This is a genomic window from Rhodococcus sp. Chr-9, assembly GCF_000801125.1.
Taxonomy (GTDB): domain Bacteria; phylum Actinomycetota; class Actinomycetes; order Mycobacteriales; family Mycobacteriaceae; genus Rhodococcus; species Rhodococcus pyridinivorans.
The window spans coordinates 199,029-222,095 of record NZ_JTIZ01000073.1 but is presented as its reverse complement, the minus strand read 5'-3'; the positions used below and the strand labels follow the sequence as shown (position 1 = coordinate 222,095).

Below are 23,067 nucleotides of genomic sequence, written 5' to 3'. Positions count from 1 at the left end.
CGACGCGTCCACCGACCACCTGATCGAGGTCTACCGCACCCTGCGCAACGGAGGGAGGTAGGACATGCCCGCGCTGAAGTTGCTCTATCTGCCGCCTCCCGTTACCGAGGAATGGGATTGGCAGATGGACGCGGCTTGTCGCGACGCAGACGGATCGTTGTTCTTCCACCCGGACAACGAGCGGGGCGACGCGAGGGAGAACCGGATAGCTTCGGCCAAGAAGGTCTGCGCTCGTTGTCCGGTGCGGGAGAAGTGCCTGCAGTACGCCCTCGATTCCGGTGAACGCTACGGGATCTGGGGTGGGCTCACAGAGGACGAACGCACCCGGGTGAGGAAGGCCCGCCGGCGCCGCACGAGCCGGTGACGTCCGCTCGCCCTCACCCGCCGGAGACGACTTTCCCGATGACCCGCGCGGCCTCCCGGAAGGCCGCCGGATTCGGTCCTGCGTAGTTGAGCCGGAGGTACTGACCGGTGGGCTCCGCCGGGAACCACTCGTCACCTGCCGCGACGAGCACCCCGGCGGCCTCGCACTCGTGCGCGACGGCCTCGGCGTCGACGTCGTCCGGGAGCCTGCCCCACAGGTTGAGCCCACCGGACGGTAGCCCGTCGACAGCCACATCCGGTGCGAGCTCACGAAGTTCGCTCACGAGAAGGTTGCGGCGCGATTCGAGCTCGCGCCGCACCGCCCGCAGATGGGTCTGCCATGCCGGCTGGGTGACGACGTCGAGCGCGACCGTCTGGAGAACGCCGCTCACATAGACGGATTCGGCCTGCACGTCGGCGAGGATGCGTTCGCGAGCCGGTCCACGCGCGACGATCGCCGCGACCCGCACCGACGGCGCGACACTCTTGGTCAGGGAGCGGACATAGACGACGTGGCCCGAATCGTCGCGGGCGAACAGCGGAACGGACGGGGCCGAGATCGCGAAGTCGTGGGCCCAGTCGTCCTCGATGACGAACGCTCCCGCATCGCGCACGACGTCGAGGACCCGCTCGCCGGTCGACGACGACCATTGCGCCCCGGTGGGATTCGCGAAGTTCGGTTGTGCGTAGAAGGCGCGGGCCCGGGTCCGATCGAAGGCGCGGGCCAATTCGTCGGGATCGGGCCCGTTGGGTCCGCTGGAAACCGGTGCGAGCTGCACGCCGGCCTTCGTGGCCGCGAGGATTGCACCCCAATAGGTCGGTGACTCCACGATGAGGGGATTACCGGCGCCGACGAGTGCGCGGAAGATCGACCCGAGCCCGCTCTGACTGCCGGGGGTGATGATCACGTCGCCCGCGGACGGCGGGGCCGTGCGCGCGTTCGTCGCTTCCGACAGCTCCGCGGCGAACCACTCCTGCAGTTCGGGAAGTCCTGCAGCAGGTGTCCGTCCTACGGCGGCGTCGCTGCGGGCTGCGCGTGAATATGCTCCGCGGACAAGGCGTTCGGGAAGCAGCGTGCGGTCGGGATAGCCGGAGTGGAGTGAGACCACATCGTTGGACACGGTGCGCAGGGCGGCGGAGGCGCGAGGCAACGAGGGAGCCGTTCCGAGCGCTTCCGTCTGCCAGCTGTGATCGATCGTGTTCGACGTGCGGATCCGGCGGACGAAGGTTCCCACACCGGTGCGACTCTCCACGAGACCCCGGGTCTGGAGTGTCTTCAATGCTTTCTGCACCGTGACGGGGCTGACGCCGTACTGCGCGACGAGCGATCTCGTCGACGGCAACCGGGCGCCGGGTGCTGCGGTGGCGATCCACCGGGTCAGTTCCGCGACGAGCTGGGAACTGCTACTGTTCGACATGAGATTGAAGAGTAGCGCTATCGTGTCCGGCAGGCCAGTGCTATCGTCCGATCCTCGCGGGCTCGCCTGGGGTCTGCTCGGCGTCGCAGGCTTCTCCCTGACCGTGCCGCTCACCCGCATCGCCGTCGAGAACGGGGCGATGTCACCGCTGTTCGTCGCCGCCGGCCGCGCGGTCGTCGCGGCGGTTCTCGCCGCTCTGGCGCTCGCGCTCACGGGGCAACGACTCCCGAACACGCATCAGTGGCGCAGGATCGCCGTCGTCACAGGTGGGGTGGTGATCGGATTCCCCATGCTCACCTCGTACGCCCTGACCATGGCACCGGCGAACCACAGCGCGATCGTCATCGCGATCCTTCCGGCTGCGACCGCGGTGGTCGCGGTGTTGCGGGCCCACGAACGGCCGCCCACCCCGTTCTGGGTCGCGGCGGGTGTGGGGACGGTCGCCGTCATGGCCTTCGCGGGCCTGCGTGGCGGAGGTGCCGCGGGATTCGGTCGAGCCGATCTGCTGTTGCTCGGCGCGGTGGTCGCCGCCGCCGTCGGTTACGCAGAAGGCGGGCTGCTGGCGCGGGAGATCGGTGCGTGGCAGACGATCTCGTGGGCACTGGTGCTGGGGTCACCGTTGATGGTGACACTCACCCTGGTCTCGCTCGCCGACGGACCGCCGCAGGGTGGGGTGACGCACTGGGCGTCGTTCGCGTACCTCGGCATCGTCAGCATGTTCCTCGGGTTCTTCGCGTGGTACCGAGGTCTGGCCATCGGGCCGATGGCTCGGGTCGGGCAGGTGCAACTGACCCAGCCGATCATGACGGTCGGCTGGGCCGCCTGGCTGCTGGGAGAACCATTGACATGGGCAGTGTTTGCGGGCGGTGCCGTCGTCGTGCTGTGCGCCGGCACCGCCGTCCGCGTCCGTCGGAATTGAACGTCGGTCCTTGTCGAGGAAGAAGTCCCCAGCGCGGGTTGTCGCCGACGACGGGTTCCGTGTTTTCGCTCGGAGCCACGATCTCCTCCGTAGCCTGGACGTACCACGGGCGCGGTGGGGTGACGATGAAACAGGCAGTCCTTGTGATGGTGTTGCTGCTGGTCGCGGCCTGTTCGAACGCGGGAGAGCAGGAACAGCGGACGAACGTCCCGGCGGTCGAAGCGGACTGCGATGCCGCCGACCACCGCTTCGTCTCGTCCGTCGGCGCCGATGGCCGCCATTTCGAGGATCAATACGGTGATCCCGTCCTCGTCCGCGGCGACTCGCCGTGGTCGGGGATGGTCGACTGGTCGCCCGAGCAGGCCGAGTTGTATTTCACCGACCGCGAGATCAACGGGTTCAATGCCTCGATCATGTCGGCGATCGTCGTGCCGGTGAACGGCGGCCCGAGCTACGAAGGCGCCACCTTCGACGGCATCGAACCGTTCGTCGACGGCGACATCACGCAGTGGAACGAGGTGTACTGGTCGCGTGTCGACGACTACCTCCGGATCGCGTGCCGCCACGGGAACACGGTATTCCTGTATCCGATGGACGGGTGGAACCTCACCCACGTCTTCGCGTCGACCACGCCGGAACAGGCCTTCGAGTACGGACGGCGGTTCGCGCAGCGGTACGCGGAATTCCCGAACATCGTCTGGATGACCGGCGGGGACTACTCACCGGAGGCGGAGGATCTCGCGGCCGGTGCCGAGTCGGATCTCGTGCTGCACGCGATGCTCGACGGGATCCGTGATGCCGGCTCCGACGCACCGTTCACGATCCAACTGGGGTGGGACAAGCTGCTGTCCACGGATCACCCGTTCTGGGAACCGGTCGTGGACTGGAACTTCGTCTACACCTACGCGCCCACCTATCAGGCCGTCCTGCAGGCCTACGAGCGTGCCGACGGAACCCGCGACCCGCGACCCGCACTGTTCTCGGAGGGCAACTACGAAGGTGAGAACAACCAGGAGGACACGGCACCGACCACCGACGAGACACTCCGACGTCAGGCGTTGTGGGCACTGACCTCCGGTTCGCCCGGCGAGTTCCGGGGTTCCGACGACTGGGAGTTCCCGGACGGGTGGGAAACCCGTCTGGATACTCCCGCTGTCGCACAGCTGCGAGCGATACGTGAACTGTGGCAGTCGTGGCCGTGGTGGGAGCTCGTGCCGGATATCGACGAACCGCTCGTCGTCGCAGGTCGCGGCACCCCGTGGACGAGTGACGAGATGATCGACGTTCTCGACGACGAGTACGTCACCGCTGCCCGGACACCCGACGGTTCACTCGCCGTCGTCTACCTTCCGACGCAGCGCACGATCCGGCTCGATCCTGCGTTGGTACCGGAGGAGGCGACCCTCGAGTGGGTCGACCCCGCCGACGCGACCGGGCCTCGGCAGCCGGCGACTTCCGACGAGAACGGCGACATCCCTATACCGGGGCCGAACACGGATGGAGACGGGGATTGGCTTCTCGTGATCACCGAGCGAGAGGGATGAACTTTGCTGTTCGAGAATGCTGCTCTCGTCAGCGGGCGGCGAATCCCTGCGAGCAGAAACTCCATACCTCGTCGGCCGAGATGAGAAGGGTCGTGGTGTCGTCGCCACCGCTCGACTGGGCAATGGACATCACGGTCTGCATTGTCATGGCGGCCATTCGCTTCGCGTTCGTTCCCTCGCGAAGGCTGCCCTCGGCATCGACCTTCTCCATCAGCTCCGTGAACAGCGTGAGCATCGGTGCGTGTGCGACCTTCACCTCGGCAGGATGGGTGAGCACCAGCTGGGGCGCGAGGTCGGTGAATAGGGGTCGCGGGGCCGCCGGATCGGGTCGGGACGACTCGAACAGCAGTTCCACTGCGACGCGCAGCTGATCGAGAGGATCCTTCTCGTCGGCGGCAGCGGCACGGATCTGATCGGCAGAGCGGCTCAGAGCATCCTCGAAAAGTGCCAGCAACAGCTCGTGCTTACCGTCGAATTGTAGGTAGAAGCTGCGAAGCGACTGCTTCGACCGGTCGACAACTTCCTGAACCGTGAAGTCGGTGCTGCCCTTTTCCGCGATGATCGCCTGTGCGGCGTCGAGAAAGCGCTGAACGCGCTGCTCGGCGCGCAGCTTCGCGGTCCGGATGGAACGCTCCACCGCGCGCTGCTTCCAGGCCGGCTCTTCGCTGGCGCCCGTCACTGCCCGGATCGCCCTGTGTCGCGTGGAGTGGACATGGGGACACTGTACCGGAGGGTAGGGAGGCAACGCGGGGCCGTCCTTCCGCTTTCCGTCCGGACTCGAGACTGTTGCTATCAGAAAAAGAAACCTTGTTCTCATCCCGATACGGCTGATTCGGGGCCGGAAAGAGGCAAGTCGGAATGCGCACCCGGGACGGAATCCGCTGCCGTTCTCGCCATCCGCTGCGGCAATTCGCTGGTTGTCAGGATGGCCGTGAGACATCCTGACAACCAACGCGGGGATCGGAGCGCACCCGGCCCCCGTAGACGGGTCATTCCCCGCAAGAGGCTCGGGAGGTGGATTCTCTGCTGGAGAATGGAAGGCCGGACGCCGGACCCGTCGAAGAACGGCGCGCTCTGATCTCAGTCGAGCCGGATCGCCCTTTCGGGGCAACCCCCTGCGGCCTCCCGCACGGAGTCCTGGTGTTCGGCCGGGACCTCGGACATCAGGGTGACGGCGTATCCGCCGTCGCTCAGGTCGAAGACCTCCGGGCAGGCCGCGAGGCAGACGCCGTGTCCGCGGCAGGCGTCGTCGTCGACGACGACCTTCACTTCGACTCACCTTCCGCCGGCGTGTACTCGAGGTGCAGGGCGAGCAGGCCGCGCAGGATGAAGGTCGGCAGGTAACCGAACTTCCGGTCGTCCTCGGGGCCGTGCACTTTCTCGGAGATCCGGATCTCGCTGGTGCGCTCGAGCAGGCGCGCGATGCCCACGCGTCCTTCGGTTCGGGCGAGCGGGGCGCCAGGACACGAGTGCACGCCGCGACCGAACGCGATGTGGGTGCGTGCGTTGCGGCGATCGATGTCGAACTCGTTCGGGTCGGAGAACTGGCGCGGGTCGCGGTTGGCGGCGCCGTTGACCAGCATCATGATCGTGCCGGCCGAGACGTCGACCCCGCCGACGGTGGTGGGGGTCTTCGCGAGCCGGAAGTCGCCCTTGATCGGGCTCTCGAAACGCAGCGTCTCCTCGATGAAGTTCGGGATGCGATCGGGCTCGCTGCGCAGGGTCTTCTGGAGTTCGGGCTGCTCGGCGATGATCCGCAACGCGGAACTCAGCAGACGCACGGTGGTCTCCTGGCCGGCGGAGAACACGTTCGCGGCGATACGCAGGACGTCGTCGACGGGCGGCAGGGTGCCGTCGGGGAAGGTTGCGGTGGCGAGGCCCGTCAGCACGTCGTCGGTGGGGTTCGCGCGGCGGTCCTCGATGTACTGGCCGAACTTCTTGTACAGGAACTCGAGTGGGTTGAGCTTCAGCGTCTCACCCTCGGTGCTGCCGAGCGAGAAGCCTTTCTCCACTTGGATCTTCAGGCCCTCGATGAATTCTTGATGGTCACTCTCCGGCACGCCCAGCAGGTCGGCGATGACGAGCATCGCGAACGGAGCGGCGAAGCCGGTGATGTAGTCGCCCTCGCCTCGGGCGAGCAGATCGTCGAGGAGGCGGTCGGCGATGCGCTCGATGAAGGCCTCGTTCTCCTTGAGCCGCTTGGGCGTGATGAGCCGCATCAGCAGGCCGCGATGGTCGGTGTGCTGCGGGGGATCCATGGTGGGGAGCTGGTCGTTCATCGGCAGCGAGGGGCGGTGCTCCTCGATGAAGTCGGTGATGTCGTCGCTCTCGGGGCAGGCCGGAAGGCCGGAGAACGGACCGGTCACCGAGATACACGACGAGAAGGTCTGCTCGTCGCTCAGGACCTGGATCGCCTCTTCGTAGCCGGTGACCATCATGACGTTGTGGTGGGGTTCGCGCGTGACCGGGCATCCCTCGCGCAGGGCGTCGTAGTAGGGGTACGGGTCCTCGACGAGTTCCGGATCGGTGAAGAAGTTCTTCGTCTCGATGTCGGTCATGGTTCCTCCCGGGGCAGGCGGTGGCTGTGATGGAGTTCGGCTTCGCCACGCGGCGTCGCGCGCTCGAGTCCGTATCTCGACCGCACATCCAACCACGGGTTCGAAAGTTGGGCGCGAGAGGATCTTTCGTGCATTTCGGACTTGTGATGGATAACGTGACGACGATCGATGTGCTGTGTTCGATCTTGAAATGTGTGTAACCGCAGAAGCGACAACATGCCCGTACTCGAGCCTCGGAAAGTTCGGGTACGGGCACGGGATGTGTTCATCGTCGGAATGTCCGATGGGTGACTTCACGCCGACGGTGGGTCGGTGGAGTCGACGGGAGGAAGAGCGACGCGACGACCTTTGCATCACGTTGTATCCGCGGATTAGCACCTCGCTGTCGCCGTCGATGATCACTTCCACACCGTCGCAGGGTTTTCCGACGGTCGTGGCGATCTGTTCGATGCGCACTGGGAAGCGGCCGACAAGGTGCTCTCGCGGCAAGCAGGCGCGCGGAAAATAGGGCGCAGGGGAAATCGGGACGGGTAGTTGTCACTGCAGCGCCGACCGTTTGCGCGCCTTGAAGACAGTTGCATGCCGTCCGAAGGCGTGCTTCTGTCCGCGGACCGTGCAAGCCTGCTCGTTCCGGGGTTGCGGTGATCTCCCTCTGCGGGTCCGGACGGACGTTTGGATGTGCTCCCGACGGGAAGCCTTCACAAGTCCTGCCCCTCCGACGCCGGGAGCACCTGTGCCTGCAACGACCGCGACCGTTTCGCCCACCGACGCCGCTCGGCTCCTCGGGCAGGTGGCCGTGCCGTTCGTGGCGGTGGGACCGATCGCTCGTCGGCGTTGGGCGATGAAGCTGCTCGAGAAGAACCAATCCGATGCCGGCGTCGTCCGCCTGGTCGCCGATCTACGGAAGCGGCACGGTGACGGACCGGTGGTCGTGCCGATCCCCGGCCGCACCCTCGCGATCGTCCTGACGCCCGAGGATGTGGACCGGATCCTGCGCACCGACACGGCATCGTTCACTGCGGCCAACAAGGAGAAGGTGGCCGCACTCAGCCCGTTCCAGCCCAACGGTGTGCTCATCTCCCGAGGGAACATCCGCGCCCAGCGACGCGCGTTCAACGAGTCGGTCCTCGAACCGGAACACGCCCTGCACCGTCTCGCGGCCGAATGGGTTCCCGTGATCGAGCAGGAGGCGCAGGATCTGCTCGAGCATGCGAGGTCGCGCGGTGAACTCGACGCCCCGGATTTCGTGAAGACCTGGTGGCGCCTCGTTCGGCGACTCGCGTTCGGCGACGCCGCCCGCGACGACGAGAGCATCACCGACCAGTTGTGGACGCTGCGCTCGAACGGGAACTGGTCGTTCGCGCATCCGCTCCGGCACCGCCTGCGCGATCGGTTCACCCAGAACCTGCACCGTCATGTCACGGCGGCTCCGTCCCAGAGTCTGGCCGGGGTGGTCCGGGACCTCGCAGCGCCGGCGTCCGTCGACCCGATCGGGCAGATGCCGCACTGGTTGTTCGCGTTCGACGCCGCAGGCATGGTCAGCGCCCGAACCCTGGCGGTGTTGTCGACCCATTCCGAGCAGCGTCTGCGCGTCGAGTCGGAATTGTCGGGAACCGAAGCCGGGACACCGCAGGTCTACGAGTACCTGCGGGCCTCCGTGCTGGACACGACCCGGCTGTGGCCGACCACTCCGGTGATCCTCCGGGACTCCGTGGAAGAGACCACGTGGAGCGACGGTGCGGGTGGTACCTCCACGATTCCCGCCGGTACGGGCTTCGTGATCCTGTCCTCGGCCTTCCACCGCTCCGACGACCTGCCGTTCGCCGACACCTTCGAACCCGAGATCTGGCTCGACGGCCGCGCCGAGCGCTATCCCGCGCTCGTGCCGTTCAGCGCCGGACCGACGGTGTGCCCCGGGCGCAGCATCGTGCTGTTCGCGGCGAGCACCTTCCTTGCGACTCTGCTCCGGTCCGCCGAGTTCACCGTGGTGTCGGATATGAAGCCGGATCCGGCGCGTCCGCTGCCCGCGACGTTCGACAATTTCGGTCTGCGTTTCGCGGTGCGGTAGGGCTCTCTCGGCTGGGGCCGCAATACCGCCTCGATACCCCCTCGGAGATTGTTCCCCGTTATCCGATGGCGTGACGTCACTCACGGTTCACCCCGGTTTTGCGACCAACGCGTGAGGTCGATGGTGTCGATGTGAATCGAGTAGGGCAAATCGGGCGCTTTTTGTCCGATACCGGTCGGTTTGGAGTCAAGGCGACACGCTGAGTTCGTCAAAGGTCGAAGTACTCTGTGATGGAATCGTGACCCTTTCGTTACCGAGGGTCTGTCCCAGAGGAAACTGCTGTGATCCGAAATCCTGAATCCACCCACACCCGAGAAGCCACCGATCTGCGACGGCGCGCAACCCGCGCCGGCAGGTGGATGGCAGTCGCGGTCCTCGCGAGCGCCGTCACCGTCGGCGGAACGACGGTCGCGAACGCCGCAGGCGACCGGGTCCGCGTCGAGTCCGCCACCGCATGGACGGGCGCCGGGGAGAACCTCTCGACCGCACCGCAGGTGCTGAAGGTCACCGGTGTCGACGCATCGCACTACACCGAGAAGCTGAACCGCGCCGCCGAGAGGGAAGCACAGCGTGTCGCCGAGGCGATCGCTGCCCAGGAGGCAGCACAGCGTGCCGAGGCCGAGCGGATCGCCCGCGAGGCCGCCGAGCAGGCCGCTCGTGAGGAGGCCGCGCGTCGCCCCGCGCTCGCCTTCCCCGCTGCAGGAACGCTGACCTCGGGCTACGGTCCGCGCTGGGGGACCAACCACAACGGTATCGACGTCGCCAACTCGATCGGCACGCCCATCGTCTCCGTCACCGACGGCGTCGTGATCGAATCCGGTCCGGCCTCGGGCTTCGGCCTGTGGGTGCGCATCGCGCAGGACGACGGCACGACCGGTGTCTACGGCCACATCGATCAGTCCCTCGTCTCGGTCGGCCAGCACGTCCGCGCCGGTGAGCAGATCGCCACGATGGGCAACCGCGGCCAGTCCACCGGCCCGCACCTGCACTACGAGGTGTGGCAGCCGGGCGGCGCCAAGGTCGACCCCATCCCGTGGTTCCACGCGCGCGGCGTTCCGGTGCCGAGCTCGCACCTCGGCTGATCCGGTAGGCGACAGCCCGAGAACGGCCCCCGAAACGAACGCCCCCGAAACTTCCACTGCCCCGACGCTGTCCGCGTCGGGGCAGTGTCGTGCGTGGAGTTACCAGATGCGCACGCGCTCCGAAGGATCGAGATACAGCCTGTCGCCCTCGTCGACGCCGAACGCGTCGTAGAAAGCGTCGATGTTGCGGATCACGCCGTTGCAGCGGAACTCCGGCGGCGAGTGCGGGTCGACGGCGAGGCGTCGTGACGCCTCTTCGTCGCGAACCTTCGTACGCCACACCTGCGCCCATCCGAAGAACACGCGCTGCAGGCCGGTCAGGCCGTCGATGACCGGCGCGGGCTTGCCGTCGAGCGCGATCTCGTAGGCCTTCAACGCGATCGACAGGCCACCGAGATCACCGATGTTCTCGCCGATCGTGAAGCTGCCGTTGACACGCTGTCCGGGAAGGGCCTTCGGCTCGAACTCGTCGTACTGCGCGATGAGGGCCGCGGTGCGCTTACCGAACTCCTCGCGGTCCGAATCGGTCCACCAGTTCTCCAGATTACCGTCGCCGTCGTACTTCGCGCCCTGATCGTCGAATCCGTGGCCGATCTCGTGCCCGATGACCGCGCCGATACCGCCGTAGTTCGCGGCGTCGTCGGCATGCAGGTCGAAGAACGGGGGCTGGAGAATCGCGGCGGGGAAGACGATCTCGTTCATCCCCGGGTTGTAGTAGGCGTTGACCGTCTGCGGGGTCATGAACCACTCGCCGCGATCGACCGGACCACCGAGCTTGCCGAGATCGCGGTCGTATTCCGCGGCGTACCCGCTGCGGTAGTTGCCCACCACGTCGTCCGGGGTGATCGTCACAGCGGAGTAGTCGCGCCAGGTGTCGGGATAGCCGACCTTGGGGGTGAACTTCTCGAGCTTGCGCAGCGCGGCCTCGCGCGTGGCCGGGCTCATCCATTCGAGGTCGGTGATGGACTGCCGGTACGCCTCGGTGAGATTGTCGACGAGCACCTGCATGCGCGTCTTCGCCTCGGCGGGGAAGTGCCGTTCGACGTAGAGCTTGCCGACGGCCTCGCCGAGCAGGTCCTGCACGAGCGACACGCCGCGCTTCCAGCGGTCGCGGATCTCCTGCGTACCGGTGAGCGTGCGGCCGTAGAACGCGAAGTTCTCGTCGACGAACGCCTCGGACAGGTACGGAGCCCGCGCGCGCAGCACCCGCCACACCGCCCAGGCCTTCCAGTCGTCGAGGTCCTCGTCGGCCCACAACGTCGCGAACGTCTCGAGGAAGCTCGGCTGACGAACGACGATCTCGGCCCACTGTTCGGTGGTCGCGCCGGTCGCGGTGATCCATCCCGTCCAGTCGAACTGCGGAAGATCGGTGCGCAGCGAGTCGAGGGTGAGCAGGTTGTAACTCAGGTCGGCGTCGCGACGCTTGACGACGTCCCAGTGCCCAGCGGCCAGCCTCGTCTCGAGCGCGACCACCTTCGCCGCGTCGTAGGGCAGGTCGGCGAGGGCGAACATCCGGCCGATGTGGGCGGTGTACTGGTCACGGATCTCGGCGTAGCGGTCCTCGCGGTAGTACGACTCGTCGGGCAGCCCGAGCCCGCCCTGCGAAACGTGCATCAGGTACCGCTCGGAGTTCTTCGAATCGGTGTCGACGTAGTGTGCGAGCGCACCCGTCACGCCGGCGCGCTGCAACCCGCCCAGTACTGCCGCGAGCGCGGCGCGGTCGGCAGCGCCGGAGACCGCCCGGAGTTCCCCGCGGATCGGATCGAGACCGGCTGCCTCGATCGTCGCGGTGTCCATGAACGAGGTGTACAGGTCGCCGATCTTCTGGGCGTCGGTGCCCGGCTCGGCGCCGGACGCCGCGGCCTCTTCGATGATGGTCCGCACGTCGACCTCGGCCTTGTCGGCGAGCGTGCGGAAGGCTCCGTCGAGCGCGCGGTCGGCGGGGATCTCGTGTTCGGCGAGCCATCGGCCGTTCACGTGTTCGAAGAGGTCGTCCTGGGGGCGGACCCGTTCGTCGACGTGTCCGAGATCGATGCCGGAGCGAATCTCCGAGTTCTGCGCGAGGGTCATGCTCCCATCCTTACACCGGAAGGACAGGTCGTGCAGTCACCCTGCGGACCGGACCGCCGCGGAAGTGGGAGAACACCCTCGGGAGCGTTTACATACTCCTACCATCGCCCTCATGACCGAAGGTTCCACGACGGAGCCGCCCGTGGCGACCCCGTCCACACAGATGCTGGTCGATCCGCGCTTCATGCCTGTCGCGGATCTCTTCTTCCGGATGTTCTACAAGCCGAGCCAGGGCGGCGGCGCTCTCGCCTGCTATCTCCACGGCGAACCCGTCCTCGACATCTGGGCGGGCTGGGCCGCACGCGACAAGCGGTGGACCCGCGACACCGTGGTGCTGTCGTTCTCCACCGGCAAGGGGGTGGCCAGCACGGTGGTGCACCGCCTCGCCGAGCGTGGCCTGCTCGACTACGACGCAGCCGTGGCCGAGTACTGGCCGGAGTTCGCCGCGGCCGGCAAGGAGACGATCACCCTGCGACAGCTCATGTCGCATCGCGCCGGACTGCACAGGTCCCGCGGTCTCGTGCCCGGCAGGGAAGGACTGCTCGATTCAGAGGCGGTGGCCGCCGCGCTCGCCGCCTCCCCACCCGATCCACGACGTTTCCACGGGCCGGGTTATCACGCCGTCACCTACGGCAACCTCGTCGCCGAGATCGCATCGCGCGTGACCGGGGTGTCCTTCCAGGAACTCGTGCGCACCGAGATCGCCGAGCCGCTCGGCACGGACGAGTTCTGGTACCACGTGCCCGAGGACCAACGGCACCGCATCGCCCGGGTGTTCCCCAAGGTCAACTTCCTGCCGGCACCGTGGACGACGGCGTCGGCGGTGCTGTCGCACGCGCCGGGCGTGCGGGGTCTCGCCGAGGCAGGCATGGCGGAGGGCTTCGACGAGTTGATGCGCAGTCCGTCCGCGCACGACGCCGTCATGCCGGGATGGAACGGTGTGTTCACCGCCCGGGCCCTGGCCCGCATGTACGCGGCGATCGCGAACGGCGGAGCGATCGACGGTGCCCGCCTGTTGAAGGAGGACACCGTCGGCCAGTTGCTCGAAGTGCAGACCCGGCGACGCGACTACGTCCTCGGCATCCGGCCCAACTGGCGGCTGGGTTACCACCCCGGATGGGTCGCCCTGAGGCAGCAGCCGCTGCGGTCGGTCGGCCACTACGGCTTCGGCGGCTCGGGAGCGTTCGCCGACCCGGAGACCGGACTGTCGGTCGCGTTCGTCACCAACCGCATGGGCAACACCTTCACCACGATCTCCGACGGCCGGTTCCCGAGGCTCGGCGCCGCGGCGGTGACGGCCGCGCGCAGAGCAGCGTGATCAGACGTCGACACCCACGTTGACCGCGGCGAGGACCCGGTCACCCTCACGTGCGGTCCTCGTTCATGATCTCTCCTCCGTGCGTCCTCGTTCCGACCATCGTGCGTCCGGACGCTCGAGGCACGGTGCGAGAGAGCTGGGAGATTCCCGCGAATCCGTTACGCGCGGGGGAACAGCTGGACGTTGGCGTGTGCGCGCACGTAGACGGTGCCGTCGGCGGCGCACAGCGTCGTCTCGAAGGACGCGAGTCGCCGTCCGGCCCGCACCGCTTCGGATCGCAGTTCGATGACCGGCCCGGGGACGGCGGGCGAGCGGAGGTAGTCGAGGCCGATCTCCAGCACGCGATAGTCCTGATCGATGCCGGTCAGCGTCTGTGCGGCCAGGCCGGTGACGGCCTCCGCCATCGACACGAGCACACCGCCCTGCACCGAACCGATCACGTTGGCCATCCACTCGCGCGGCGACAGCCGGGCCTGCACGACGCCGCGCTCGGCGGCTGTCACCTCGAGTCCGAGCAGCCCGGCGAGCGGTCCGCGCGGAAGAGTCCCGGTGGAGATGCCCGTGACGATGTCGAGGCCGGGCAGTTCGGCCAGGATCGCCACATCGGACCACGGTTCCGGCTCGTCCCGCTCCGGCACGGCCTCCGACGCCTCGGCGCCGAGTTCCATCGGCGTGCGCCCGACGACGATGGAGCGGCCGACCAGGTGCGCGACGAGAGCACCCTGCTCGTCGCGCACGTCGGTGCCCGACACGGCGGTGGACTCGTCGAAGAACAGGCTGCTGCCGTGACCGACGAGGGCCCCCGAGGCGGGGAAGGGGTGGGCGAGCGTCGCCGTCACGTGCGACAGCACGCTCTGCGGTCGCTCACCGGTCTCCGCGAATCGCGCGATACCGGCGGGTGCGCCCGCGGCGACGTCGGTGAAGACGCCGATGGAGGCGAGCGTGGTCTGCCCGCGGTGGTCGAACAGGTGCGATCCGACGGACTGGGTGACCGAGACCGACGCGTCGTCGGCGACCTCGATGCCGACGCCCATGAAACGACCCGGACGATCGACGGTGAACTGTGCGGTCTCGATTGCCATTCCTTGCTTCTACCAGGAACAGCGCAATAAAGAGCAATCGGGGAGTGGTTCGTCCCGGTCCGCGATCACCGGTCGACCCCGCTCTGCGGTCACCCCTCGGCTCAGCTCCGTGACTGTCGGTCGCTTCAGCTCCGTGACTGTCGGTCGCTTCAGCTCCGTGGCGTCTCCGGACCGCGACGACCCTCGAGTTCCCGGATCCGCTTCGACGCCTCCTCGAGCCGCTTCTTCCGTTCGGCGGCCTCCGACTTCTTGAGCTCTTCGTAGACCTTCTCGTCGTCGTCGCTGTACTTCAGGATCAACCGCGGAACGCTGAGCGTGACGATCAGCGACGGCCACACGATCCACGCGTAGCTCCAGTCGAGAGCGATCTGCAGGACGAGGAAGGTCACGAGCGTGACGCCGATGATGATCCAGTCCAGCGTCTCGACCATGCTGCCCCGTTCGCGGAGCGAGGCCAGTTCGTCCTCCGGGGACTGGGGTGCCGTCGCAGAGGAGCTGTCGTGGCTGACCGCCGGCGCGGAGGAGTCGTGGGTCATCCGGATGTGACCGTCGACCTGTTCGAGGGGAACACCGCCGGGTAGCCCCCGGAAGGAGGGGAGCAACGCCGAAAACGTTCGCGCCGAAGATATCTCTCCGGATCGTTCGTAGAACTCGGCGCTGTCGAGCCGGCCCGCGGCGTAGTGTTCGCCGAGTGCGTTCAACGCGTGCATGCGTTCGGCGTCGCTGAGCAGCAGGTCGTCGTGATCGGAAGTGCCGGTCATTGTTTTTCCCGCGCTTTCGGAGTCGGTTGTCGAATCCTGGTGCATCCCCGATCCTAGAGCTGATGGTCGGGCATGTCCCGGGCGAGGATGGCCGCCTGGATCCGCGATTGCAGCCCGAGTTTGTGGAGCACCCGGGCGACGTGTGTCTTCGCCGTGTTCTCACCGATGCCGAGGCGGGTGGCGATCTGGCGGTTGGACAATCCCTCGCCCAGGCACGCGAAGACCTCCTGTTCGCGTGCGGTGAGGGCGTCGATATCCGGACCGTCCGGAACATCCTCCCGCCGAGTCGATTTCGAGACGAACGCGTCGATGACGGTTCGCGTGATCTGCGGTGAGAGCACGGACTCCCCGGAGTGCACCGCCCGGATCGCGTCGAGCATGGCATCCGCGGAGGCGGTCTTGAGGAGGTATCCGGCCGCTCCGGCCCGAAGACTCTCGAAGACGTACTCGTCGATCTCGAAACTCGTCAGCACCAGCACCCGGGCACTCGTCTCCTCGGTGATGGTGCGGGTCGCGGCGATCCCGTCGACGTGCGGCATGCGGATGTCCATGAGGACGACATCCGGGGCGAGGGCGCGCGTCTGCGACACCGCGACGGCACCGTCGGCGGCTTCGCCCACCACCTCGATGTCCTCGCTCGTGTGGAGCAGGAGCCGCAGGCCCGCGCGGATGGCGCTGTGGTCGTCGGCGAGCAACACCCTGATCGTCACGTCGTACTCCTGTTCGCGATCGGCAGTTGCACGTATGTCCTCCATTCGTTCCCGTCGCGACCGGAGCGGGCGTGCCCGCCCACCGCGGCGGCGCGTTCGGCGATGTTGCGCAGGCCGTGCCCGGCGCCGCGGGCCGGTGACGGGTCCGGGGTGTCCGGGTCGCCGATCGGGTTCACCACCTCGATCCCGAGGCGGCCGTCGGCGTCGTCGAAACGAAGGGTCACCGGCCGTCCGGGTGCATGCTTGACCGCGTTCGTCAGGGTCTCCTGGACGATGCGGTAGGCCGTGAGATCGACCTCCGCGTCGAGGTCTGCGGGTGGACGACCGTCGATCCGGACGGAGGTGCCGGCGGCGCGTGCGGAGGCGGTGAGCGGTTCGAGGTCGGCGAGGCGACCCGCGGTGGTGATCTCGTCGGTGTCGTCGCTGCGCAGCAGACGCACCATCGACTGCATCTCCTGCAGGGCGGCCACGCTGCCGGAGCGCACGGACTCGAGCACGGTCAGCGCTCGGTCGGGATCGGAATCGCGGAGGCGGAGCGCGGCCTCGCTCTGGATCGCGATCGACGACAGGTGCCCAGCCACGACATCGTGCAGGTCGCGGGCCAGACGCTGCCGCTCGGTGGTGATGGCGGCGCGACGGTCCAGTTCCGCGACCCGCGAGAGAGCCTCGGCGCGTGCCCGTTCGATCTCGGCGGCGTCCCGATGTGTGCGGACGGATCGGGCCCACCAGATCGGGACGACGATCACGAGCGCGGCGATCGACACGGCCCATACGGCGATGCGCAGTTCTCCGAAGTACACACCGAGCGCGACGGCGCCGACGACGATCGGGACCAACGGGGCGCGTTCGAGGAAGCGGCTGGTGCGCGCCGAGCCGAAGAGCGTTGCGGTGTACAGCAGGTCGCCGTATGCGATCCAGACCGGCAGCGAAGGGCCGACGACGAGGTCGACCAGTACTGGAACCGTGCCCAGCAGGAGTGCGAGAAGCGGTCGCGTGCGGCGCATCGTCATCGGTGCACACACGCACGCGAGCAGAACCAGCCACACCCACAGCGGCTGCGGCGGCCGATCCTCGACGAGCACACCGAGATCCAGGGCGTACAACAGCGAGCCACCCGCGAAGTACGCGAGGGCGACGAGCAGGGAGTTGTAGCGCGGGTTCACGAATCCCACTCGAATCTCGGATTCACGGTTGTCCACGGCAACGATTCGACCACAACCGGGGGAGGATCAGGGTCGGCGTCACCCGAAGTGATGAGGCATTTGCCGCCCATCGGGCGACGCGCGCGGGGGGATGTGCGCGCGATTCTGAGGTCATGTTCAGCCACATCGCCGCTTTCATCGTCGGGTGCGAGATCGCGTTCTGGGTCGTGCTCGCGGCCGGCCTCGTGTGCCGGTATCTGCTCCGGCTCCGGAGGACGGGCACGGTGCTGCTCGCCCTGATCCCGCTGATCGACGTCGTTCTGCTCGCGGCCGTCGCGGTGGATCTGCACAACGGGGCGGAGGTCGGCTGGGTCCACCGCGCCGCGGGTATCTATCTCGGTGCGAGTGTCGCCTTCGGGCCGAGCGTCGTCCGGTGGGCCGACCGGCGGTTCGCCTATCACCTCGCGGGTGGTCCGAAACCGGAACGCGCTCCGAAGGAGGGCCCGGAGGCCTTCCGCAAGGAATGTGTGGACTTCGGGCGATGGCTGCTCGCGGCCGGGATCAGTGCGGCAGCCGTGCTCGGGCTCGGATCGACCGTCGCGAACGGCGAACAGGCCTCGGCGCTGTACGGAATCTTCCCCACCCTCGCCACGATCACGGTGATCTGGCTGATCACGGGCCCGGTCTGGGTGCTCGGTAAACAGTGACGACCACACCGCGCCGAGAAATCTCGGGGTGCGCGATGAGTTCTCACGGGGCGGCCGGTCTGTATCGGTGACACCCGCACCGCGTCCCGCACAGGACGGGCCGACCACAGGAGAAACCATGTCGCGCATGCTGTTCGTCAATCTCGCCGTCGAGAACATCACCGCCACCCGCGCATTCTTCGACACGCTCGGATTCACGTTCGACGAGTCGTTCTGCGACGAGAACGCCGCCTGCCTGAAGATCAACGATCAGACCTACGTGATGCTGCTCGAGAAGCAGATGTTCCGGATGTTCACCAACGACGACATCTGCGACACCACGAAGGCCCGTGAGGTGCTGATGTGCGTGTCGGCCGACAGTCGCGAAGGTGTCGACGCGCTCGTCGACGGCGCGATCGCGGCCGGTGGCAGCGAATGGGTGACGACCGGCGCGCAGAAGGCGCAGGAGGAGATGGGGGACTACGCGTACCAGCGGGCGTTCCGCGACCTCGACAACCACGTCTGGGAGGTCATGTGGATGGACATGGCCGCCGCTCAGCAGGCCGATGCTACGGAAGCTGCGCCTGCCGAGGNTGCCGGGTCCTCCGGCAGCCCGAACCTGGCGAACAACCCGGCGGTGTCGTCGGAGAAGAAGACGGTGGCGTGCGCGACCCTACCGTCGACGATGTCGAGCACCTGCAGTTGGAAAGGGTGGTGGCGGTCGTCCTCCCCTCGCATGTACAGCCCGAATGCCGGCTGGCCGTTGGCCACGGTGGGAAGCAGCACCTGGTCGCCGGGGCCCTTCGCGGGGCACTGGTGCTTGATGAGGGTGACGATCGCGTCGGGGCCCTGGTACCAGCCCTCGAAGGGCGGCATCTCCCAGACGGCGTCCTGGGTGAGCATCTCGACGAGCGAATCGATGTCGTACTTCTCGAAGCCGTCGACCCAGCGCTGCAGCAACGCCTTGGTCTCGGTGCTGTCGGGTTCGGCGAGGTCGTCGTCGCGGACCTGGGCGTCTTTCAGCTGCGCACGTGCCCGTTGCAGAAGGCTGTTGACCGCCGCCGTCGACGTGTCGAGCGCGGCTGCGACCTCGGTGGCGCGCCACTGCAGGACCTCGCGGAGCAGCAGGACCGCGCGCTGACGAGCGGAGAGATGCTGCAGGGCCGCGACGAAGGCGAGGCGGACGGAATCGCGGGAGGCAGCGATGGTGGCGGGATCCGACGGATCGTCGGTGNCCCCACGGGGAACGGCTCGAGCCACGGCACCTCGGGGCGGGTGACCAGATCGTCGGTGGGATCGGAGCTGGGCGCGCCGAGCCCGGTGGGCAACGGCCGGCGACTGCGGCCTTCGAGCGCCGTCAGGCACACGTTGGTGGCGATCCGGTGCAGCCACGTGCGCAGTGAGGAGCGGCCGCCGAAGTTCTCGTAACCGCGCCAGGCGCGCAGGTAAGTCTCCTGGACCAGGTCTTCCGCATCGTGCAGCGACCCGCTCATGCGATAACAGTGGGCGAGCAATTCGCGACGGAACGGCTCGGCGAGTTCCATGAAATCGGTCGACGTCGATGTCGAACCGGCAGATTCTTCGAGCAGTTGTTCGGTCATGAGCGCGATACCCCCGGCTGGTCGGACCCGAATCCGCTACCCGTCAGAGAGTAGTCGGGGGCACCGACAGAAGACAGATGATCGCCGGGTCTCGATCGGGGGGCCGGATACAGGTACCGTGCACGAAGTCGCGCCGAGGTGAGCGCGTGGTGGACGGAGTGGGGACAGGTCGTGCACGAGTACACGCTGCGCGAAGGCGTATCCGGAGCGCGGGGTCACAGCAGGCCCGAGCGCAACGGGCCCGTCGGCCCCTTCGCCGACGTCCTTCCACCCGGGGCACTGGACGTCGAGCGGCCTCCGCTCGACCGGTTCGGGCCGGCCGAGCTCGGACGGGCCGTGGTCGTCGCCGCCGTCCTGATCGCCTTCGTGGTGTGGGCGGTGTTGCGGTGGACCGTCCGGCCCCGGCAGCACAGCGTCGTCGAAGCGGCCGCGCACGGCACCGTCGACGCCTTCGAACATCTCGGGCCGACCTTCGTGAAGCTGGGCCAGCTCATCGCGTCGTCACCCGGACTGTTCCCCGCGGCCCTCGCCGACGCGTGCCTGCGCATGCTCGACGACGTGCCGACCTTCCCTTCCGAGCAGGCCCGCGCGGTGATCGAGGAGGATCTCGGACACCGCATCGACGAGATGTTCGAGTCGTTCGACGATGTGCCGCTCGCCGCGGCGTCTGTGGCCCAGGTGCACGGGTGCGTGCTGCGCGACGGCCGACGGGCCGTGGTGAAGGTGCAGCGACCGGGGATCGCGCACCGCATGCTCGTCGATCTGCGCGCCGCCTACATGGGCGCGAAGCTGCTGCAGCTCTTCGAGTTCTTCCGTATCGCGAACACTCCGGGGATCATCCGCGATCTCTACAACGCGACGATGACCGAGCTCAACGCGGCGGTCGAAGCGGATCGTCAGGATCGTTTCCGTCGCAACATCTCCGCGTTCGGCGACAACGTCTACGTCACGGTGCCCGAGGTGTACTGGCAGTGGTGCGGTCCGCGGGTGATCTGCATGGAGCGCCTGCAGGGCAAGCCCGTCGACCGGGTGGTGCCGGGCCAGGACGATCTCGACACCTCCCTGCTCGTGCGCCGCGGAGTGAAGGTGTGGATGGAGGCGGTGCTCTGTCACGGCCCGTTCCACGGCGACGTGCACGCGGGCAATCTCTGGCTGCTCGACGACGGACGTGTCGCGCTGCTCGACTTCGGCATCGTCGGCGAACTGCCCGAGAAGTGGCGCGCGCTGCTGCGGGCGTTGTTCCGCGCGGCCCTGCTCGACGGGGACTTCACGGCGGTCGCGCAGAGTGTGCGGGCGCTCGGTGTCGCCGCCGATCTCGACGTCGACGACGCGGCGGTCGGCCGGCAGGTTGCCGAGATCTTCGGTCCGCTGCTCGGTCAGGACGTGGGGGAGTTGCGGCTCAGCGAACTGATCGGTGCGCTCGTCTCGCTCGGCCGCAAGTGGAACACGTCGACGCCCGAGGAACTCGTGTTGTTCGGGAAGCAGCTCGGATATTTCGAGCGCTACGCGACCGCGCTGGCGCCGGGCTGGGTGCTCGGCCGCGATCCCTTCGTCTTCCGGAACATCTTCCCGGACGAGGTAGCCATAAGAATCGCCGAATCGAACGTGAGCCTGCCCGACTGAGCCACGAGCCCGTTCGGTCTTTACAGGATCCGACCGGCCCCGTAATTTGAACGATCGTTCGACCAAATTATGGTGCGAGCCACACACTGGCTACCGGAAGGACCGCGACCGCAATGGCAACTTCGCAGGACGTCGTACTGAGCATGCGCGACGGAAACGTCGTGACCTGGACGATCAACCTTCCGGAGGCGCGCAACCCGATCTCGGGTGACGACGTCGTCGACCGTCTCGTCGAGCTCGTCGAGGAGGCAAACCGCGACATCGACACCCGCGTCGTCATTCTCACCGGCGCCGGATCGGCCTTCTCCGCCGGCGGCAACGTCAAGGACATGGACGAACGTCGCGGCATGTTCGGCGGCAGCCCCCACGCCCTGCGCGAGGGCTACCGTTACGGCATCCAGCGCCTGCCCCGCGCCATCTACCACTGCGAGGTCCCGATCATCGCCGCGGTCAACGGACCGGCCGTAGGCGCCGGCTGCGACCTCGCGATGATGTGCGACATGCGGATCGCCTCGTCGAAGGCGTTTTTCGCGGAGAGCTTCGTCAAGCTCGGCATCATCCCCGGCGACGGCGGCGCCTGGCTGCTTCCGCGCGCGGTCGGTGCGGCGCGCGCCGCCGAGATGGCCTTCACCGGCGACCGCGTCGACGCCGCGACGGCATTCGACTGGGGCATGGTCTCGCAGGTCGTCGAACCCGAGCAGCTCCTCGACGCCGCGAATGCGCTCGCCGCCCGCGTCGCCGTCAACCCCCCGAGCGCACTGCGCATGACGAAGAAGTTGCTGCGCGAAGGTCAGCGCGTCGATCTCGACACGCTGCTCGAACTGTCGGCCTCCTTCCAGGCGCTCTCGCACCACACCGAGGACCACCGCGAAGCCCTCTCGGCGTTCCTCGAACGACGCACCGGCGACTTCACCGGCAACTGACCTTCCCCTCTCCTTGCCCCCACACCCCGGAGGACAAGCCATGCAGCGGACGATCTTCACCGAAGAACACGAGCAGTTCCGGAAGATGGTGCGCGACTTCATCGAACGTGAGGTCGCGCCGCATCGCGAGGAATGGGACGAGATGGGTCGCCCGCCCCGCGAATTCTTCCGCCGGCTGGGCGAACTCGGCATCCTGGGGATCCAGGTCCCCGAGGAGTTCGGCGGAGGGGGCGAGTCCGGCTTCAAGTTCAACACGATCGTCTTCGAAGAGGTTGCGCGCGCCGGAGTCTCGTTCGGCTCCTACACCGTGCACGCCTGCCTGATCCTGCCCTACCTGCTCGAGTACGCGACCGAGGAGCAGAAGCAGCGCTGGCTGCCCGGCTTCGCCGACGGCTCGATCATGACCGCGATCGCGATGACCGAGCCCGGCACCGGCTCCGACCTCGCCAACATCGCGACCTCGGCGAAGCTGTCCGAGGACGGCAAGCACTACATCATCAACGGCGCGAAGACCTTCATCACCGGCGGCGTCACCGCCGACCTCATCCTCACGGTCTGCCGTACGAGTCCGTTCGATCCTGAGAACCGCCGCGGCGGCCTGTCGATCATCGCGGTGCCCACCGACACCGAGGGCTTCGCGGTAGGCCGCAAGCTCGACAAGATCGGCCTGCACCAGCAGGACACCGCCGAGCTCTCGTACACCGACGTGAAGGTGCCGGTCGAGAACCTCCTCGGTGAGGAAGGCGCGGGGTTCGGCTACCTCACCCACAACCTGCCGCAGGAGCGTCTGAGCATCGCTCTGAACCAGGTCGGCTTCGCCGAGGCCGCCATCGCCCACGCGATCGCATACACCAAGGAACGCAAGGTCTTCGGCAAGCCCGTCGCCTCGTTCCAGAACACCAAGTTCGTGCTCGCCGAGTGCTCGGCCGAGACCCAGGCCGCGCGTGTCTACGTCGACCACTGCCTCGAACTGCTCGACCGCAAGGAACTGACGGTCGCCGATGCGGCCCGCGCGAAGCTGTTCTGCACCGAGGTCTCCGGTCGCGTCATCGACAAGTGCCTGCAACTGCACGGCGGCTACGGCTACATCACCGAGTATCCGATCGCCCGGCTGTACGCCGACACCCGCGTGACCCGGATCTACGGTGGCACCAGCGAGGTCATGAAGACGATCATCTCCAAGGATCTGGGGCTGTAGG

At 67.4% G+C, this 23,067-nt stretch carries 20 protein-coding genes and 2 pseudogenes; 11 read left to right on the top strand and 11 right to left on the bottom strand.

Annotated elements, in window-relative coordinates; all coding sequences use genetic code 11:
- Positions 1 to 64 precede the first annotated feature (64 nt).
- Positions 65 to 364, top strand: a complete 300-nt coding sequence (locus QR64_RS09950) for a WhiB family transcriptional regulator (protein ID WP_039585051.1) — start codon at positions 65 to 67, stop codon at positions 362 to 364.
- Between the two features lie 13 nt (positions 365 to 377).
- Here the strand turns inward: QR64_RS09950 and QR64_RS09945 are convergent, their stop codons facing one another.
- Positions 378 to 1,781: a PLP-dependent aminotransferase family protein gene (locus QR64_RS09945; RefSeq protein ID WP_039585050.1), complete on the bottom strand. Its 1,404-nt coding sequence runs from the start codon at positions 1,779 to 1,781 to the stop codon at positions 378 to 380.
- Positions 1,782 to 1,818: 37 nt separating this feature from the next.
- On the opposite strand from QR64_RS09945, the gene QR64_RS09940 reads away from it, so the two are divergent.
- Together QR64_RS09940 and QR64_RS09935 are read left to right on the top strand one after the other, a co-directional pair.
- Complete coding sequence (locus QR64_RS09940) at positions 1,819 to 2,700, top strand: DMT family transporter (RefSeq protein ID WP_039585048.1); 882 nt, start codon at positions 1,819 to 1,821, stop codon at positions 2,698 to 2,700.
- A gap of 125 nt (positions 2,701 to 2,825) precedes the next feature.
- Positions 2,826 to 4,244, top strand: a complete 1,419-nt coding sequence (locus QR64_RS09935) for a DUF4038 domain-containing protein (protein ID WP_039585096.1) — start codon at positions 2,826 to 2,828, stop codon at positions 4,242 to 4,244.
- A 28-nt stretch (positions 4,245 to 4,272) separates the two neighbouring features.
- Here the strand turns inward: QR64_RS09935 and QR64_RS09930 are convergent, their stop codons facing one another.
- The 3 genes from QR64_RS09930 to QR64_RS09920 form a co-directional block, all read right to left on the bottom strand.
- Positions 4,273 to 4,923 carry a TetR/AcrR family transcriptional regulator gene (locus QR64_RS09930; protein ID WP_019290814.1) on the bottom strand — a complete coding sequence of 217 codons (651 nt, stop codon included), beginning with the start codon at positions 4,921 to 4,923 and terminating at the stop codon, positions 4,273 to 4,275.
- 401 nt (positions 4,924 to 5,324) lie between these two features.
- Positions 5,325 to 5,513: a ferredoxin gene (locus QR64_RS09925; RefSeq protein WP_006553751.1), complete on the bottom strand. Its 189-nt coding sequence runs from the start codon at positions 5,511 to 5,513 to the stop codon at positions 5,325 to 5,327.
- The gene (locus QR64_RS09920) at positions 5,510 to 6,802 is read right to left on the bottom strand and encodes a cytochrome P450 (protein WP_006553750.1); all 1,293 of its coding nucleotides are present in this window, start codon (positions 6,800 to 6,802) and stop codon (positions 5,510 to 5,512) included. The genes QR64_RS09925 and QR64_RS09920 overlap by 4 nt, the downstream gene beginning before the upstream one ends.
- A 733-nt stretch (positions 6,803 to 7,535) precedes the next feature.
- Here QR64_RS09920 and QR64_RS09915 point away from each other — a divergent pair.
- Complete coding sequence (locus QR64_RS09915; protein ID WP_039585047.1) at positions 7,536 to 8,870, top strand: cytochrome P450; 1,335 nt, start codon at positions 7,536 to 7,538, stop codon at positions 8,868 to 8,870.
- A gap of 359 nt (positions 8,871 to 9,229) precedes the next feature.
- Complete coding sequence (locus QR64_RS09910; RefSeq protein WP_039585045.1) at positions 9,230 to 9,952, top strand: M23 family metallopeptidase; 723 nt, start codon at positions 9,230 to 9,232, stop codon at positions 9,950 to 9,952.
- Positions 9,953 to 10,051: 99 nt separating this feature from the next.
- On the opposite strand, the gene QR64_RS09905 is transcribed toward QR64_RS09910, so the two are convergent.
- Positions 10,052 to 12,022, bottom strand: coding sequence for a M13 family metallopeptidase (locus tag QR64_RS09905; RefSeq protein ID WP_033096342.1), 1,971 nt, complete (start codon positions 12,020 to 12,022; stop codon positions 10,052 to 10,054).
- A 112-nt stretch (positions 12,023 to 12,134) separates the two neighbouring features.
- Between QR64_RS09905 and QR64_RS09900 the strand changes: the two genes are divergently transcribed.
- On the top strand, positions 12,135 to 13,340 hold the full coding sequence (locus tag QR64_RS09900) for a serine hydrolase domain-containing protein (RefSeq protein ID WP_019290817.1): 1,206 nt from the start codon (positions 12,135 to 12,137) through the stop codon (positions 13,338 to 13,340).
- Positions 13,341 to 13,498: 158 nt separating this feature from the next.
- Here the strand turns inward: QR64_RS09900 and QR64_RS09895 are convergent, their stop codons facing one another.
- The 4 genes from QR64_RS09895 to QR64_RS09880 all read right to left on the bottom strand — a co-directional run bounded on the left by QR64_RS09895 (position 13,499) and on the right by QR64_RS09880 (position 17,092).
- A complete protein-coding gene (locus QR64_RS09895) occupies positions 13,499 to 14,422 on the bottom strand; it encodes a PaaI family thioesterase (RefSeq protein WP_019290818.1) in 924 nt (307 codons plus the stop codon).
- 149 nt (positions 14,423 to 14,571) lie between these two features.
- Positions 14,572 to 15,183 (bottom strand): DUF1707 domain-containing protein, encoded by a 612-nt coding sequence (locus QR64_RS09890; protein ID WP_006553741.1) that lies wholly within the window; start codon positions 15,181 to 15,183, stop codon positions 14,572 to 14,574.
- A 53-nt stretch (positions 15,184 to 15,236) separates the two neighbouring features.
- Positions 15,237 to 15,893: a response regulator gene (locus QR64_RS09885; RefSeq protein WP_033096339.1), complete on the bottom strand. Its 657-nt coding sequence runs from the start codon at positions 15,891 to 15,893 to the stop codon at positions 15,237 to 15,239.
- Positions 15,890 to 17,092, bottom strand: coding sequence for a sensor histidine kinase (locus QR64_RS09880; RefSeq protein WP_019290821.1), 1,203 nt, complete (start codon positions 17,090 to 17,092; stop codon positions 15,890 to 15,892). Before QR64_RS09880 ends, QR64_RS09885 begins: the two co-directional genes overlap by 4 nt.
- 116 nt (positions 17,093 to 17,208) lie before the next feature.
- Here QR64_RS09880 and QR64_RS09875 point away from each other — a divergent pair, with 116 nt between their 5' ends.
- Together QR64_RS09875 and QR64_RS27735 are read left to right on the top strand one after the other, a co-directional pair.
- Positions 17,209 to 17,742 (top strand): hypothetical protein, encoded by a 534-nt coding sequence (locus QR64_RS09875; protein ID WP_039585044.1) that lies wholly within the window; start codon positions 17,209 to 17,211, stop codon positions 17,740 to 17,742.
- Positions 17,743 to 17,860: 118 nt separating this feature from the next.
- Positions 17,861 to 18,314: pseudogene (locus QR64_RS27735) on the top strand (VOC family protein); the annotation flags it as partial.
- A gap of 1 nt (position 18,315) precedes the next feature.
- Here the strand turns inward: QR64_RS27735 and QR64_RS27730 are convergent.
- Positions 18,316 to 18,955: pseudogene (locus QR64_RS27730) on the bottom strand (RNA polymerase subunit sigma-70); the annotation flags it as partial.
- A gap of 1 nt (position 18,956) precedes the next feature.
- Positions 18,957 to 19,322: sigma factor (locus QR64_RS27725; protein ID WP_268814371.1), on the bottom strand; the 366-nt coding region annotated here is incomplete at its 3' end.
- A 186-nt stretch (positions 19,323 to 19,508) separates the two neighbouring features.
- Between QR64_RS27725 and QR64_RS09860 the strand changes: the two genes are divergently transcribed.
- From QR64_RS09860 to QR64_RS09850, 3 genes are all read left to right on the top strand, one after another.
- On the top strand, positions 19,509 to 20,945 hold the full coding sequence (locus QR64_RS09860) for an ABC1 kinase family protein (RefSeq protein ID WP_051121662.1): 1,437 nt from the start codon (positions 19,509 to 19,511) through the stop codon (positions 20,943 to 20,945).
- 113 nt (positions 20,946 to 21,058) lie between these two features.
- Positions 21,059 to 21,868, top strand: coding sequence for a crotonase/enoyl-CoA hydratase family protein (locus QR64_RS09855; RefSeq protein WP_039585042.1), 810 nt, complete (start codon positions 21,059 to 21,061; stop codon positions 21,866 to 21,868).
- A 40-nt stretch (positions 21,869 to 21,908) separates the two neighbouring features.
- The gene (locus QR64_RS09850; protein WP_006553733.1) at positions 21,909 to 23,066 is read left to right on the top strand and encodes an acyl-CoA dehydrogenase family protein; all 1,158 of its coding nucleotides are present in this window, start codon (positions 21,909 to 21,911) and stop codon (positions 23,064 to 23,066) included.
- The last annotated feature ends 1 nt before the right edge of the window (position 23,067 follow it).

What these genes read in the sequence shown, in the direction of transcription:
- QR64_RS09855 (WP_039585042.1), top strand. Translation starts at nt 21,059, where the DNA reads ATGGCAACTTCGCAGGACGTCGTACTGAGCATGCGCGACGGAAACGTC.
- QR64_RS09945 (WP_039585050.1), bottom strand. Translation starts at nt 1,781, where the DNA reads ATGTCGAACAGTAGCAGTTCCCAGCTCGTCGCGGAACTGACCCGGTGG.
- QR64_RS09890 (WP_006553741.1), bottom strand. Translation starts at nt 15,183, where the DNA reads ATGACCGGCACTTCCGATCACGACGACCTGCTGCTCAGCGACGCCGAA.
- QR64_RS09850 (WP_006553733.1), top strand. Translation starts at nt 21,909, where the DNA reads ATGCAGCGGACGATCTTCACCGAAGAACACGAGCAGTTCCGGAAGATG.
- QR64_RS09900 (WP_019290817.1), top strand. Translation starts at nt 12,135, where the DNA reads ATGACCGAAGGTTCCACGACGGAGCCGCCCGTGGCGACCCCGTCCACA.
- QR64_RS09875 (WP_039585044.1), top strand. Translation starts at nt 17,209, where the DNA reads ATGTTCAGCCACATCGCCGCTTTCATCGTCGGGTGCGAGATCGCGTTC.
- QR64_RS09950 (WP_039585051.1), top strand. Translation starts at nt 65, where the DNA reads ATGCCCGCGCTGAAGTTGCTCTATCTGCCGCCTCCCGTTACCGAGGAA.
- QR64_RS09935 (WP_039585096.1), top strand. Translation starts at nt 2,826, where the DNA reads ATGAAACAGGCAGTCCTTGTGATGGTGTTGCTGCTGGTCGCGGCCTGT.
- QR64_RS09910 (WP_039585045.1), top strand. Translation starts at nt 9,230, where the DNA reads ATGGCAGTCGCGGTCCTCGCGAGCGCCGTCACCGTCGGCGGAACGACG.
- QR64_RS09920 (WP_006553750.1), bottom strand. Translation starts at nt 6,802, where the DNA reads ATGACCGACATCGAGACGAAGAACTTCTTCACCGATCCGGAACTCGTC.
- QR64_RS09895 (WP_019290818.1), bottom strand. Translation starts at nt 14,422, where the DNA reads ATGGCAATCGAGACCGCACAGTTCACCGTCGATCGTCCGGGTCGTTTC.
- QR64_RS09905 (WP_033096342.1), bottom strand. Translation starts at nt 12,022, where the DNA reads ATGACCCTCGCGCAGAACTCGGAGATTCGCTCCGGCATCGATCTCGGA.